The following is a 14,068-nucleotide window of genomic DNA, read 5'->3' as shown; positions in this document are numbered from 1 at the left end:
GGAATTCTTTTGTTTTTATAAGATTAATGAGAGAAAGAGCTTTAAGGTATCTATGACAGTAAGGCTGGAGGAAAGGTTGCAATGGAAAAAAATTATCTAATATTTGATTTTGGTGCGAGCAACGGAAGAGCGATGGTTGCACATTTTGATGGGAAAAGAGTGACGATGGATGTCACCCATCGATTTGAACATGGTCCAATATATGTAACTGATACGATATATTGGGATATTCTCCACCTGTTTTCTGAACTGATAAATGGACTAAAAGCTTCTTTGTCAAAATACCCTGATGTTCAATCTTTAGCAATTTCTACCTGGGGATGTGATTTTGGTTTTATTGACGAGAGGGGAAAATTAGTATCTAATCCGGTAACTTATCGAGATAAAAATCGTCATGACCGCTCCAAGCTTTTATATGATATTCTTCCTCAGAGAGAATTATTTGAGCTTTCAGCAGGTTCAACCAATGAAATAATGGGCATATTTCAACTTTTTTCCTTTAAATATGAAAATGCTTTAGAATTAAGAAGCGGGCGGAAAATGCTCATGATACCCGATTTATTAAATTATTTTTTAACTGGAAGAGCTTGTAACGAATACACGAATGCGACTATGACACTTTTATGCAATCAGTATAAACGAAACTGGGAGGAAAAGATTCTTAATCGAATTGGCATTTCTCCATCAATACTAAATGAAATAGTTATGCCTGGTGATCGAATTGGTGAAATACAAACCAGTATTTGCGACCAATTTGGGATTCATCCTGTTCCAGTTATTGTTCCAGCAACCCATGATACCGCATCGGCAGTAGCAGGAATACCAGTCATTGATGAGGGTAAGCATTGGGCTTTTATAAGCCTTGGAACTTGGGGAATTATGGGGATGCAAACCGACCAACCAATTATATCCGATCAAGTTTTTTTATCGGATTTTGGAAACAACGCAATCCCAGAAGGAAAAAATATGCTAGTGAAATATATAACCTCTTTGTGGATCATTCAGCAATGTCGGAATCGTTGGAGAAGTGAATTTGGAAATAATTTAAGTTGGGACGAAATTGTTCAAGCTTCAGTTCAAGTTGGACCATCTAAAACCTTTATTGATGTTGATAATCCAATTTTTGGTTTACCTCAGGCAGATATGCCTAAAGTTATTCAGGAAGACTGCCGACAAAGAGGTCAGAAAATACCAAATTCTATGGGTGATATAGCTCGTTGCTTCTATGAAAGTTTGACCTTAAAGTTTCGATACAATTTAGAATTACTTGAAGAAATGAGTGGGCATCCTCTTAAACTTCTCCATATTGTTGGTGGAGGAGTTCAGAACAAAATGCTTTGTCAGTGGATTGCCGATGCAAAGGGAATCCCAGTCATAGCTGGACCGACCGAAACAACATCAATGGGAAATTTAATCATGCAGTTAAAGGCCGATAGGGAGGTGGAAAGCCTAAAGGAAGGGAGAGAAATTTCACTTCGTTCTTCAAAAATTGATCAATATGAACCTGGAGATAAAAAATACTGGGATAGTGCTTACGAAAAATATATCCGTCTCTTATCATCTCAAGAAAAATAGCGTGGTATTTTCCATTTGGAAGGACTGTTAACAATAAATATTGTTGAGTCATCTCGATTATTGATTGGAGAAATCCGAAATGTATCCTAAAATTTATTTAACATTAGATAATTGTTTTGGTATAAAAAGATGGACTGAACCCGAAGATTGGATGAGGATTTCAAAAGAGATTGGGATTTCTTATATTGAGGCAAGTGCTGATAACGAGTGTGATCCTTTTTATGGGGGAAAAGATTATTTAAAAGATTGGGTTCAAAAAGTAGAAGAAAGCCAAAAAAAGCACCAATCGAAGATTGCCAATTTTTTTACCGGATATTCTACCTACCGCACCTTAGGTTTACTTCATCCTGATCGAAGAATTCGTGAACGTTTGGTTAACCAATGGTTCAAAGAAATCATTCAGGTAGCCTCTTCTTTAAATGCTGGATTAGGTTTTTTTGTTCATGCTTTTTCTGAACCTACCCTTCAAGATCCCGAAATCTACCGAGAAACAAAAAATCTTCTTTTTGACACAATTTCTCATTTAGTTAAGTTTGCTTCGAGTCAATCACCGGTCATTCTCATGCTTGAACAGATGTACAGTCCTCATCAATATCCTTGGACTATAAGTGGTACTTTTGAATATTTAAAAGAGGTTTTTAAAAGATCAAAATTACCTTCTTATATTGCCCTTGATACCGGGCACATGGTTGGTCAAGGTCGTTTTTTACGACCAAACCAAGAACAGTTAGAAGAGATATTCTCCGGTTTTCACGGTAATGAGTCGTTGACGAACTATTGGCTTGGTTCTAATTCAATTAGAAAACTGGTAATTGAAAGCAGAAAATCATCATTTCTTTTTAAACCAACTCTCTTGGACCTCATTGAAGCCGAAATGGATCGATATTCTTATCTATTTGCTGAACCAATTGATGGTGACCTTTATTCTTGGCTAAAATTATTGGGATGTTATTCTCCAATTATTCATTTGCAACAAACGAATGGGAAAACATCCTCGCATCAGCCCTTTACTCGGGAGAATAATTTGAACGGTATTGTTCATCCGAAAAAAGTTCTTCAAGCAATTGCCCGTTCTTATGAAGAACCTGAGAACCCGCTTTTGCCCCCACGTTGTAAAGCGATTTATTTAACGTTTGAAATATTTAATAGTTCTATTGACTATCCACAACAAATTGTTGATCGATTAAGAGAATCCGTTGAGTTTTGGAGAGAATATATTCCTCAAGATGGTTTATCTTTGGATGTTTTGTTGAAATAAAAGCAATAAAAATTTCCTTTTATTGCTATTGACTTTGTTTTTTATTTCTGTTAAATTAATTACAATAGATGTTATTATTATAACATTAGTAAAATATGAATCGCTTTAGAAATGAAAAAAAACTTTTTTTAAAAAACGGAAAAAATGGGTGGTTTTATAAAGATAAATGCTATATTTTTTTTTGAAAAGAGTAAAAAATGAAATTGTATATAGTTTAGTCCTTAAATAGTTTAAAAAATGTTATTATTTAAAGCATTTAATTAATATTAAGAAAACAATATTATGAGGAGAAGTGAGAAGAATGGATATTTACACCGATGCCTTAGGCATGATTGAAACTCGTGGTTTTGCTGCAATGGTTGAAGCATCTGATGCTATGGTAAAAGCTGCTCGGGTCGAGCTAGTTGGTTATGAAAAAACTGGTGGTGGATACGTCACAGCAGTCATTCGTGGTGATGTAGCTGCAGTGCGTGCTGCACTTGATGCCGGTCAGTCGGCTTCTGAGAAAGTTGGTGAAGTGATCTCTGTTCATATTATTCCTCGTCCGCATGTTAATGTTGATGAAGTTCTTCCTTTGGGAAGAGGTCAAGCAAAGAGCTCAAAGAAGTAAATAAATAGTTGATAAGTAAAGAGAAATATTTACTGATGAGGAGAAGTGAGAAGAATGGATATTTACACCGATGCCTTAGGCATGATTGAAACTCGTGGTTTTGCTGCAATGGTTGAAGCATCTGATGCTATGGTAAAAGCTGCTCGGGTCGAGCTAGTTGGTTATGAAAAAACTGGTGGTGGATACGTCACAGCAGTCATTCGTGGTGATGTAGCTGCAGTGCGTGCTGCACTTGATGCCGGTCAGTCGGCTTCTGAGAAAGTTGGTGAAGTGATCTCTGTTCATATTATTCCTCGTCCGCATGTTAATGTTGATGAAGTTCTTCCTTTGGGAAGAGGTCAAGCAAAGAGCTCTTCGAAAGTTGTTTTATGAAAGGCTGAAAAATGATATTAGCGAAAGTAATTGGAAATGTTGTATCCACAAGAAAAGAACCCAAAATTGAAGGTATAAAGTTCCTGCTTTTGGAAAAGATTAATCCAACGACATTACAAGGTAGTGGAGATTACCTAGTAGCTATGGATAGTGTTGGGGCTGGAATTGGTGAAGTTGTTTTCTATGTCGCTGGGAGCAGTTCCCGAATGACAGCAGTAACTGAAGGGAAACCAAGTGATGCAACTATTGTCGCAATAGTAGATGCCATCGAAATAAAAGGGTCATACGCCTATCAAAAAGATCAAACCGGATAAAAAAAGAGGCAAAAATGAATTTTGGAAAAGTTCTCGGAACTGTAGTAAGTACTCAAAAAAATGACGGAATGCAGGGGAAAAGGTACCTTTTGGTCCAGTCATGTCAGCCGAATGGCGATTTGCTTAATGAGTTCCATGTGGCTATTGATTTGGTTGGTTCTGGGTATGGTGAAATGGTGCTAATTTCCCAAGGAAGCTCGGCACGTCAAACCCGAGATACCTATCAAAAAGCGGTTGATTGCGTGATTATAGGGATTGTTGATTTGGTCGAAGGTAATAATCAATTTTTGTATCGGAAAAATAAATAAAATTGGATGATATGATAATGGATTTGATTGAAACCATTAAGCAGATGGGTGTTGTTGGAGCAGGAGGGGCAGGTTTCCCTACTCATGTCAAACTTGAAAATCAAGTAGAAATAGTGATAGCTAATGGCACCGAATGCGAGCCTCTTTTATTTAATGATAAATATATATTAAACAAACATGGGGATGATGTTATCCAGGGTTTAAAGCTTGTTTTACAAGCTACTGGTGCTAAAAAAGGAATCATCGCCCTGAAAAAAAAGCAAGTTCAGATCGTGGAACGGATAAAGTCTATCATTTCTGACCAAGATAACATAACTCTTGCTTTACTTGATGATTTTTATCCAGCTGGAGATGAACTGATTTTAGTTTATATGGTAACTGGGAGGGTTGTTCCTCAAGGCCAGCTTCCAACGTCTGTAGGATGTTTGGTAAGCAATGTAGAAACACTCAGGAATATTTATTTTGCAACTTTAGGGAAACCGGTTATCAAGCGTACCTTAACTTGCATTGGTGAAGTTAGGGAACCCACAGTGGTCATAGCACGAATTGGGACGTCGATAGGAGAGGTAATCTCCGAATGTGGTGGGGTTTTAGTTGAGGATCTTGTGGTGATCGTAGGAGGTCCAATGATGGGTTATGTTGAAAAAGACTTAAATTCTCCAATAACTAAAACCATGACCGGATTGATTATCCTTCCCCAAGATCATTATTTAGTGCGCCGGAAAAGTATGCCAATGTCGTGGGTCGTCAAGCAAAGCAAGGCTGCTTGTTGTCAGTGCACCTATTGTACTGAATTATGTCCAAGATATCTTTTAGGCCATGAGTTATATCCTCACAAAATAATGAGAAATATCAATTTTGGTTTAGATGTTCCACCGGAAGTGATAGAGAATGCATTTTTGTGCAGTGAATGTGGTTTGTGCGAAGTTTTTGCGTGTCCAATGGATCTTTCGCCTCGAATGATTAATCATGCCATTAAAACCAGTTTGACTGAAGCGAACTATCGTCCTCAATTAACATTAAAAAACCAGCAAAATAGAGTGAATGATCTTATCAATAGAAAAATTCCTGTTTCAAGAATCAAAGAGAGACTTCATATTAGTCGCTATGACCAGAAAGAAATTAAATCAGCCATAGAAACCATTCCTAAACGAGTTGAAATTTTATTGAAACAACATATAGGTGATAACTCAATTCCAGTTGTCCGTGAAGGTGACCTGATTGAAGAAGGTGCTCTTGTTGGTGAGATTCCTTCTGGAAGTCTTGGAGCCAGGGTGCATGCTAGTATTTCTGGTCGGGTAACCTTAGTTAATAATGAGAGAGTCATCATAAAAGGATAGAGGGAACTGAATATTATGGGAATTATTGTTTTAGGAGTTCTGGAACTCAACAGCATTGCCGTGGGGTTGCAAGCACTGGATGGAATGATAAAGGCTGCGCCGATCCAAATTATTGACGCCAAAACCATTTGTCCGGGAAAATTTGTTGTTATTGTGAGTGGAGAGGTTGCAGCCGTTGATGCGGCTCTATCTCGAGGGAAGGAGATAGGAGGAGGATATGTTGTTGATGAGCTTTTTATCCCAAATCTCCATACCCAGGTAATTCCAGCAATAACCGGAGCGGTTGAATGTGAAATCTGGGATGCTGTAGCTGTAATTGAATCTTTTTCCGTAGTAGCTAGTATTAGTGCGGCTGATGTTGCAGCTAAAACCGCCAGTGTTTTAGTAAGTGAAGTTCGTTTGGCTACTGGTATGGGAGGTAAGTCTTACATAAAAATAATTGGTGACATTCATGAAGTTGAAGCAGCTGTTCATGCTGCAGTTGAAGTTATTAGTGGAAAGGGTCTTCTTTGTAAAGAAGTTATTATTCCCAATCCTGATCCAGGTATTCGGAATTATTTTATTTTTTAATTATAAGGTGGTTTATTTTGCGCAAGTTTCTCATAGCAGCCAACTGGAAAATGAATATGTATCGCCAGGAAGCGCTTGAGCTCATAAGAGGAGTTATTGAGCAAACCAAGCTTTTTCCGTCTGTCGATATAATGGTGGCTCCACCTTTTACGGTTTTAGAAACGGTAAATGGTGAGATTCAAAATACTCAAATTCGATTGGGAGCTCAGGATGTCTTTTTTGAAGAATCCGGTGCTTACACCGGAGAAATATCTCCAGGAATGATTTTAGATGCCGGTTGCACTTATGTCATTATTGGTCACTCAGAGCGAAGGCAATATTTTCATGAAACTGATGAAATTATAAATAAAAAAGTTACTGCTGCTTTAAAAAATCATCTTATACCAATTTTATGCGTTGGGGAAACATGGGAAGAGAGAAAGCAAGGGAGAACCTTTTTGGTTCTTAACCAGCAAATCCTTTTCGGTTTGCAGGGTATTGATAATGAGAAGTTATCTTCGATTATCGTTGCCTATGAACCGGTTTGGGCTATTGGAACGGGGAAAAGCGCAACCAAAGAACAGATTCAAGAAGTTCATGCTTACCTACGTGGGGTCATAAAAGAATTTACCTCATCGAATGAAATGGCTTTCAACATTCGAATTTTATATGGAGGGAGCATGAATCCCAAAAATGCTCAAGAAATTCTTAGCCAAAAAGACGTTGACGGAGGATTAATAGGGGGAGCAAGTTTAAATATTGATAGTTTCAGTTCTCTGGTTCAGATAGCTGAAAATGTGCAAAAAGAGAAAAAACAGGAATAAATTGCTCATATTTTTAAAAAAATTTAAAAAATCTATAGGTGGTCATCGATGGATATTAGTGAAACTGAAGTTAAGGTGATCGTTGAGAGAATACTTAAGCAAATACAAAATAACCAGGAAATCGTTGAGCAAGAACCCTTAACCCAACAGGGAAACAGGGGATTGTTTCCTACTATTGAGTCAGCCATAGATGCAGCAGAGAAAGCCTTCTATCAATTACATCAACTTACTCTTGACCATCGTAAAGAGATGATTCGACAGATAAGAAAGATAGTAATGTCCAATCAGGATAGTTTATCCAAAATGGCTGTTGAGGAAACTGGATTTGGTCGGGTGGAAGATAAAATTGAAAAACACAAATTGGTTGCTCTTAAAACGCCTGGAGTTGAAGATCTAGAACCCATTGCTTATACTGATGACCACGGAATGACTTTGGTGGAAAGAGCTCCTTATGGAGTGATTGGAGCAATTATTCCTTCAACAAATCCAACAACTTCGGTCGTAAATAACGCAATAAGTATGATCGCTGGTGGAAATACTGTCGTTTTTCACCCTCATCCCAACGCAAAAAAATGTTCTTGTACTGTAATCTCACTCATAAATCAGGCCATTATTGATGCTGGTGGTCCGGAAAATGTGATAACAGCAATTCAAAACCCTACCCTTGAAACAGCGCAGACCATGATGAAGCATCCCAAAATCCGTTTATTGGTTGTAACCGGAGGACCTGCAGTTGTAAGAGTAGCCATGAATAGTGGGAAAAAAGTTATTGCTGCCGGTCCTGGGAATCCTCCTTGTGTTGTTGATGAAACTGCCGATATCCTCAAGGCTGGTCGTGATATTGTCAGGGGTGCTGGATTTGATAACAACATTATTTGTATTTGTGAGAAAGAAATTCTTGCAGTTTCAAGCATTGCTGATCGTTTAAAAGAGGAAATAAAAAAGAATGGAGCTTATGAACTGAATAAAAGTCAGATTGACAAAATTACCCCAATTATTATTGATAAACCTGGTGCTCCAGGTCAAGAAGGAGCACCTAACAAAAAATTTGTTGGGAAGAATGCTAACCTCATAGCTAAAGAAATTGGCTTGAATCTTCCTGATGATATTCGATTACTCCTGTGCGAAGTTGAATCCAATCATCCATTAGTGTGGACCGAGCAACTTATGCCAGTTATGCCATTCGTTCGTTTTAATAGCGTCGAAGAGGCAATTCAATTTGCGGTTCAATGTGAACATGGTTTTCGTCATACTGCTATTATGCATTCAAAAAACGTTGCGAATCTCAGCGCTATGGCAAAGCTTATGGATTGTTCAATTTTTATTAAAAATGGACCAAGTTACTGTGGTTTAGGTTTTGAAGGTGCAGGTTTTACATCGTTTACTATTGCTAGCCCAACTGGGGAAGGTCTTACCCGGCCTCGAACTTTTACTAGAGAACGGCGGTGTACTTTAGTTGATTATTTCCGAATTGTTTAATCGGAAATCAGAGGGAGTAATATGAAGATAGGAAAGGTTATTGGAACAGTGGTTTGTGACCAAAAAGTGGATTCGTTAAATGGGATTAAACTGTTGTTAATACAACCACTGAATGAAACTCTAAAGGAAGAAGGAACTCCGGTTGTTGCATGTGATGCAGTTCAAGCAGGCTTAAATGATATAGTTTTTTATGAAGGAGGCAGAGAAGCTGCCCTGGGTTTAACCAATTGGTTTAATCCATCCGATTTAACGGTAATGGGTATTATTGATAATTTATATACTGAGGAAGATACAAAATGATTTTAGCGAAGGTAATTGGACAAGTCGTTTCAACAATGAAATTAGATATATTTAAAGGTTTCAAATTGTTGTTAGTTAAACCGGTTGATATTGAAGAGAAACCAAAAGGAAAAAGCCTTTTAGCGCTTGATACTGTTCAAGCTGGAGTGGGAGATATCGTATTGGTAATGGATGAAGGGAACTCAGCGCGTACAGTTCTTGAAAATACAACTGCCCCAATTCGTTCAATTATCGTGGGTATTGTTGATGAAATACAAACCGATAAAAGAGGAGAGAAATGATGAAAAAAGATTCGGAAAACTCTATTCGTATCTTGAACAACGTAGTTAATGGTTTATATTCTTCTACCGTTACCAATCAACCAGACACTCTCCCTTTAAATACCAAAGATAAAGTGTTACGTATAGCAATTGGGTCCGATCATGGAGGATTCGAATCAAAAGAAAAGTTGATAGTTTTTTTAAAAGAATTAGGTTATCGAGTAACTGATGTTGGAACATATAATACCGAGAGTGTTGACTATCCTGATTTTGCTCTCAAAGTTGCATTAAAAGTTAAAAATGGGGATTGCGAAAGAGGGATAATGATTGATGGAGCAGGAATAGGGTCATGTATGGTATGTAATAAAGTGAGGGGAATTCGAGCGGCTATGTGTTACGATTTAAAAACCATTGTGAATAGCCGTGAACATAATGATGCAAATTTGCTTACTTTGGGCGGTCCTCTTCACTCTATTGAGCAAATTTATGAAATGGTAAAAGTTTGGCTCGAAACCAGATTTGCTGGTGGAAGGCATTGGAAAAGAATTAATAAAATGATGGAAGTTGAAAAAAAATATTTATAAACTTTAAAAAACTCTATTTAAGGAGTTCATTATGAACCAGGAAGAACTGATTACGAAAATAACTCAAGAAGTCATTAAGAGGTTCAATGAGATAACTCATACGAAAGAAGCTCCTGTTATTAAGGGCAAAGGAACCGTCTCTGAATATGAGAGTGGAATAATTATCAATTCTCCTATGGATTTAGCTCCTTATATTGATCATACCCTTTTAAAGCCAGATGCCAAACAAAGCCAGATTGATCAGCTTTGTCAGGAGGCTATCCAGTATCATTTTTGTTCAGTTTGTATTCAACCATACTGGGTTGGCTATTGTGCTAAAAAGCTTCGAGGTACTGGAGTTAAAGTATGCACTGTTGTGGGTTTTCCATTAGGAGCGAATGACCCAAAAAGTAAAGCCTATGAAACGAGACAGGCCATTGAAGATGGAGCTCATGAGATTGATATGGTAATTAATATCGGTGCTATGAAATCAGGAAACATAAAAATGGTGGAAGATGACCTCCGAGCAATCAAGAGGGCTTGTCGGCAAACAACAATAACTAAAGCTATTATTGAAACCTTTCTTTTAACTGACGATGAAAAAGTTATTGCCTGTCAATTAGCCAAAAAAATTGGATATAATTTTGTTAAAACATCTACTGGCTTTGCAGGTGGAGGTGCAACAGTTCACGATGTTGCTCTCATGAGAAGAACAGTAGGACCCAAAATGGGAATCAAAGCAGCTGGTGGAATTCATAATTTTGAAGAAGCCAAAGCCATGATTGCAGCTGGAGCAACTCGACTGGGAACAAGTTCGGGTGTAAAAATTGTTAATGGTTAAAGGATTTAAAATTTTATGGAAGAAAAAAACCGAGATAAAAACCAATTATTAACCGAAATTATAACCGAAACAGTCTATAAATATTTAGCTGACGCTGGGTTAACATCAAATCAAGATTATACTATCCCAGTTGAGGTTTCCAATCGTCATGTACACTTAACCCGAGAAGCCTTAGATGCTTTATTTGGCCAGAATTATCAGCTAACTAAGGTTCGAGATATATCCCAACCAGGTGAGTTTGCTAGTGATGAAAAGGTAACCTTAGTGAGTTCTAAAATGAGAATGATTGAAAATGTCAGAATTGTCGGTCCAGTGAGAGCTTATAACCAGGCTGAGTTAACGGTGACCGATGGTTATACCTTAGGAGTAAGTCTTCCAACCCGTTTATCAGGGGATGTAGTAGGCTCTCAATCTATAACTATGATAGGTCCAAAGGGAGCAATAAATCTCCCAGAGGGAGCCATACGTGCTGCACGACATATCCATATGACACCAGAAGATGCGGAAAAATACCAAGTAAAAGATAATCAACGAGTGAAAGTGGAAACCGAAGGGGAAAATGGAGTAATTTTTAAAGATGTAATTATTCGAGTATCGAATAAATGTAAGCTGGCTTTTCATATTGACATTGAAGAAGCCAATGCAGCGAATGTTCAAGGAACAACTTACTGCCGAATACTATTCAAGTGAAAGAGATAAAGAGGAGGTTTTATAATGAAGTCTTCCATGCGAGCGGTGACTTTGGTATCACCTGGTCATCTGGAGTGTGTAAATACTGAAATTCCTGTCGTTCAAAACCCACATGATGTCTTAATAAAAGTTCATGCTTGCGGAGTTTGTGGATCAGATATTGCCAGGGTTATGGTAAAGGGAGCTCATAAAATGCCGATCATCATCGGTCATGAATTTGCCGGTGAAGTCGTTGAAATTGGGTTAGACGTTAAAACGACTAAAGTGGCTGATCGTGTAACGATTATGCCTTTAGTTCCTTGTGGCCAATGTGATTATTGCCGAATTGGAGAATATACCCTTTGTGACGATTATGAATATTATGGTTCTCGTATACCTGGGGCAATGGCTGAATACATCTTGGTCAACGAGAGGAATGTTTTAAAGCTTCCGGAAAATGTTGATTATGAGATGGGAGCTATGACCGATCCGGTAAGTGTGGCATTACATGCAGTTCGGAAAGCCGGTGTGGAAGCAGGTCAATCAGCTGTGGTTTTTGGATTGGGAGCAATTGGTTTTGTGGCAGTTCAATGGCTAAAAAACTTAGGTTGTACCAATGTTGTTGCAGTAGATATTTTTGACGAAAAACTAAATTTAGCCAAAACTTTAGGTGCGGATTTAACCATTAACGGGAAAACAACCGATGCGGTTAAAGCCATTCAGGATTATACTGGGGGAAAGGGTGTCGATGTTGCCATTGAATTAGCCGGAAGTAAGTTTACCCAACCTCAAGCGGTACTATCGGTGAGCAAAATGGGTAAAGTGGTATATTGCGGAATATCCTATGATGACCTCATCCTCCCCAACCAGGCACTGAATGCCATTTTAAGAGGAGAATTAATTATTTTGGGATCCTGGAATTCTTCAATTGCGCCTCTCCCCATCAATGAATGGGAAAGCGCTTTAAAATTTATGAATAACGGGAAAATACGAGTAAAACCACTTATCAGCCATCGAGTTCGTTTGGAGGATTGCCAATCAGTGTTCGAAATGATGTTCTATAAAAAGGAAGTATTTACCAAGGTGATGTTTCAACCAGAATTATGAGACTTAAAAATAATAATTGGAGGTGATGGATGAGATAGGGGGAAATGATTTTGAAAGTTTTTAAAGGATTAAAAAGTTATGTGTTTCTAAAAAATGTGTTCGAGAAAAAATTTAATCGATCATTTCAGTAGCTTTTTTGAGGCTGGAATGGATATTATCATTTTTAAGGAGGAGAGCAATGTCAAGGTTAAATAAAAAGTTCATGGTTGTTTGTGTTCTGGTGTTTATAATTGGGATATTTAGTATGATGGCTTTAGCAGCAGATGATGCAGAAAGCCAGAGACGTGAATTAGCTCAAAAATACAAAAATGCTGAGCCAGGAGAAAGTTTTTTAGTTGGTCATATCACCTTCCATTTATCGCAAGAATATTCAATGATGGTTTTGCAATCGATAGAACAAGCATGCCGGCAGCTTGGTTTGCAGTTTAGTAGCTCACTGGCGACATCTGATGCTGAATGGATTCAACAAACCCAGAGTATGATTGCTGCTGGAGCAAAAGCGATTATCTATAATTGTCCATCGGTTTCGATTATCCCCGAGCTGGCAAAAATATGTAACGATAATAAGGTGTTTTTAGCAACCTATTTTGGTTTAACTGCCGAAACCTTCCCTGGTGATTTTGGACCATACTGGGTTATTGACAATACGCCCATGTCTGACGAACAAACCTTCCTTCCTTTAGTGCTGTTATTCCAAAAAATGAGAGATAACGGCAAAACAAAATTCCTCCACATACAAGCCAGCACAACCAATGCAACCATTTCAACTGCTCTCATCAATTTAGGAGTGTTTCAGGCTTGGAAACTCTATCCAGAAATTATGGCTTTAGGTCATCAGTGGGGTGAATGGAATTATGAAGGTGGTCGAAAAGCAGCCGAAGCAGCTTTGGCGGTTCGACAGGATTATGAAGGATTGTGGGGCGCCAATGATTCAGTAACCATTGGGGCTCTCAGAGCTCTTGAGGATCGAGGTTTGAACATTGGTCCATTCACAGCTTCAAGAGACATGGAAATGACTACCGCTGAAGAAATACTACAAGGAAATTTCCTCTGCACCTGTGGTTTTGATATTCCATATTACGGTGGGAGGCTTGTTCCGATGCTCTATGATATGTGTGTGGGAGAATGGTATCCATTACCCGAAGAAATGATCCAGGCACCAGAATTGAGCGTGTACGGAAAACCCGGTGATTTAGAAAAATTAGCTGAAGCTGCCGGAATTGACGATCATCCGAATTTCAAAGTTGGTCCGACCGAAGAAAACTTGGAAAAAATATTGAAAAAAATGAAGGATAGACAGCCTGAATATCCTTATGACTTCCGATTGATGTCTTATTCAAAATGCAAAGAGCTCGGTTTAGAATTTGATATTCATGCTGGAGCAGGGACAGAACTTGGAAGACACAATTTTATTTATGCGGCATCACTTGAGAAATTTGGCAGCGTAGACGCATTTAAAAAACATGTTATAGCACTTATGGAATACTTCCTTGATTTCAGCGTAGCTGATACCTGGGAAGAAGCTGAAGAATATGCAAAGACATTCCCACCAGAACTTAAGGTAGACCCAATATGGAAATAAACGTATAGCTTTAGCTTTTCTCGCAGGATAGCCTTCGGGTTGATTTTAGAAAACAGGATAGATGGCTATCCTGCGAATTGAATGAATAGGGATAAACTGAGGAAGGATGGATTAGCA

General features: G+C 38.2%; 17 protein-coding genes. All 17 read left to right on the top strand.

Features of this window, described 5'->3' with window-relative positions; all coding sequences use genetic code 11:
* Window positions 1-81 precede the first annotated feature (81 nt).
* On the top strand, window positions 82-1,575 hold the full coding sequence (locus RT761_RS03135; protein ID WP_218112628.1) for a rhamnulokinase: 1,494 nt from the start codon (window positions 82-84) through the stop codon (window positions 1,573-1,575).
* 79 nt (window positions 1,576-1,654) lie between these two features.
* A complete protein-coding gene (locus RT761_RS03130; protein WP_218112627.1) occupies window positions 1,655-2,833 on the top strand; it encodes a TIM barrel protein in 1,179 nt (392 codons plus the stop codon).
* Window positions 2,834-3,134: 301 nt separating this feature from the next.
* Window positions 3,135-3,443 (top strand): BMC domain-containing protein, encoded by a 309-nt coding sequence (locus tag RT761_RS03125; protein WP_281388030.1) that lies wholly within the window; start codon window positions 3,135-3,137, stop codon window positions 3,441-3,443.
* Window positions 3,444-3,497: 54 nt separating this feature from the next.
* Window positions 3,498-3,815, top strand: a complete 318-nt coding sequence (locus RT761_RS03120; RefSeq protein ID WP_281388029.1) for a BMC domain-containing protein — start codon at window positions 3,498-3,500, stop codon at window positions 3,813-3,815.
* 11 nt (window positions 3,816-3,826) lie between these two features.
* Window positions 3,827-4,129 (top strand): EutN/CcmL family microcompartment protein, encoded by a 303-nt coding sequence (locus tag RT761_RS03115; RefSeq protein ID WP_218112626.1) that lies wholly within the window; start codon window positions 3,827-3,829, stop codon window positions 4,127-4,129.
* Window positions 4,130-4,143: 14 nt separating this feature from the next.
* Entirely contained in the window at window positions 4,144-4,437 is a 294-nt protein-coding gene (locus RT761_RS03110; protein ID WP_218112625.1) for a EutN/CcmL family microcompartment protein, read from the top strand.
* Window positions 4,438-4,454: 17 nt separating this feature from the next.
* Window positions 4,455-5,777, top strand: coding sequence for a 4Fe-4S dicluster domain-containing protein (locus RT761_RS03105; protein ID WP_218112624.1), 1,323 nt, complete (start codon window positions 4,455-4,457; stop codon window positions 5,775-5,777).
* 15 nt (window positions 5,778-5,792) lie between these two features.
* The gene (locus RT761_RS03100; RefSeq protein ID WP_218112623.1) at window positions 5,793-6,347 is read left to right on the top strand and encodes a BMC domain-containing protein; all 555 of its coding nucleotides are present in this window, start codon (window positions 5,793-5,795) and stop codon (window positions 6,345-6,347) included.
* Window positions 6,348-6,364: 17 nt separating this feature from the next.
* Entirely contained in the window at window positions 6,365-7,150 is a 786-nt protein-coding gene (gene tpiA, locus RT761_RS03095; protein ID WP_218112622.1) for a triose-phosphate isomerase, read from the top strand.
* 48 nt (window positions 7,151-7,198) lie between these two features.
* On the top strand, window positions 7,199-8,629 hold the full coding sequence (locus tag RT761_RS03090) for an aldehyde dehydrogenase family protein (protein WP_218112621.1): 1,431 nt from the start codon (window positions 7,199-7,201) through the stop codon (window positions 8,627-8,629).
* A gap of 21 nt (window positions 8,630-8,650) precedes the next feature.
* On the top strand, window positions 8,651-8,929 hold the full coding sequence (locus RT761_RS03085; RefSeq protein WP_218112620.1) for a EutN/CcmL family microcompartment protein: 279 nt from the start codon (window positions 8,651-8,653) through the stop codon (window positions 8,927-8,929).
* Window positions 8,926-9,210: a EutN/CcmL family microcompartment protein gene (locus tag RT761_RS03080; RefSeq protein WP_218112619.1), complete on the top strand. Its 285-nt coding sequence runs from the start codon at window positions 8,926-8,928 to the stop codon at window positions 9,208-9,210. The genes RT761_RS03085 and RT761_RS03080 overlap by 4 nt, the downstream gene beginning before the upstream one ends.
* The gene (rpiB, locus tag RT761_RS03075) at window positions 9,207-9,773 is read left to right on the top strand and encodes a ribose 5-phosphate isomerase B (RefSeq protein ID WP_218112618.1); all 567 of its coding nucleotides are present in this window, start codon (window positions 9,207-9,209) and stop codon (window positions 9,771-9,773) included. Before RT761_RS03080 ends, rpiB begins: the two co-directional genes overlap by 4 nt.
* A gap of 175 nt (window positions 9,774-9,948) precedes the next feature.
* On the top strand, window positions 9,949-10,593 hold the full coding sequence (gene deoC, locus RT761_RS03070) for a deoxyribose-phosphate aldolase (RefSeq protein WP_218113391.1): 645 nt from the start codon (window positions 9,949-9,951) through the stop codon (window positions 10,591-10,593).
* 15 nt (window positions 10,594-10,608) lie between these two features.
* On the top strand, window positions 10,609-11,283 hold the full coding sequence (locus tag RT761_RS03065; RefSeq protein WP_218112617.1) for a phosphate propanoyltransferase: 675 nt from the start codon (window positions 10,609-10,611) through the stop codon (window positions 11,281-11,283).
* 24 nt (window positions 11,284-11,307) lie between these two features.
* Window positions 11,308-12,369 (top strand): galactitol-1-phosphate 5-dehydrogenase, encoded by a 1,062-nt coding sequence (locus RT761_RS03060; protein WP_218112616.1) that lies wholly within the window; start codon window positions 11,308-11,310, stop codon window positions 12,367-12,369.
* 178 nt (window positions 12,370-12,547) lie between these two features.
* Window positions 12,548-13,951 carry a sugar ABC transporter substrate-binding protein gene (locus RT761_RS03055; protein ID WP_218112615.1) on the top strand — a complete coding sequence of 468 codons (1,404 nt, stop codon included), beginning with the start codon at window positions 12,548-12,550 and terminating at the stop codon, window positions 13,949-13,951.
* Window positions 13,952-14,068: the final 117 nt, after the last annotated feature.

The organism is Atribacter laminatus, from assembly GCF_015775515.1.
In the GTDB taxonomy this organism is placed as follows: domain Bacteria; phylum Atribacterota; class Atribacteria; order Atribacterales; family Atribacteraceae; genus Atribacter; species Atribacter laminatus.
This window is presented reverse-complemented; position numbering and strand designations above follow the sequence as displayed.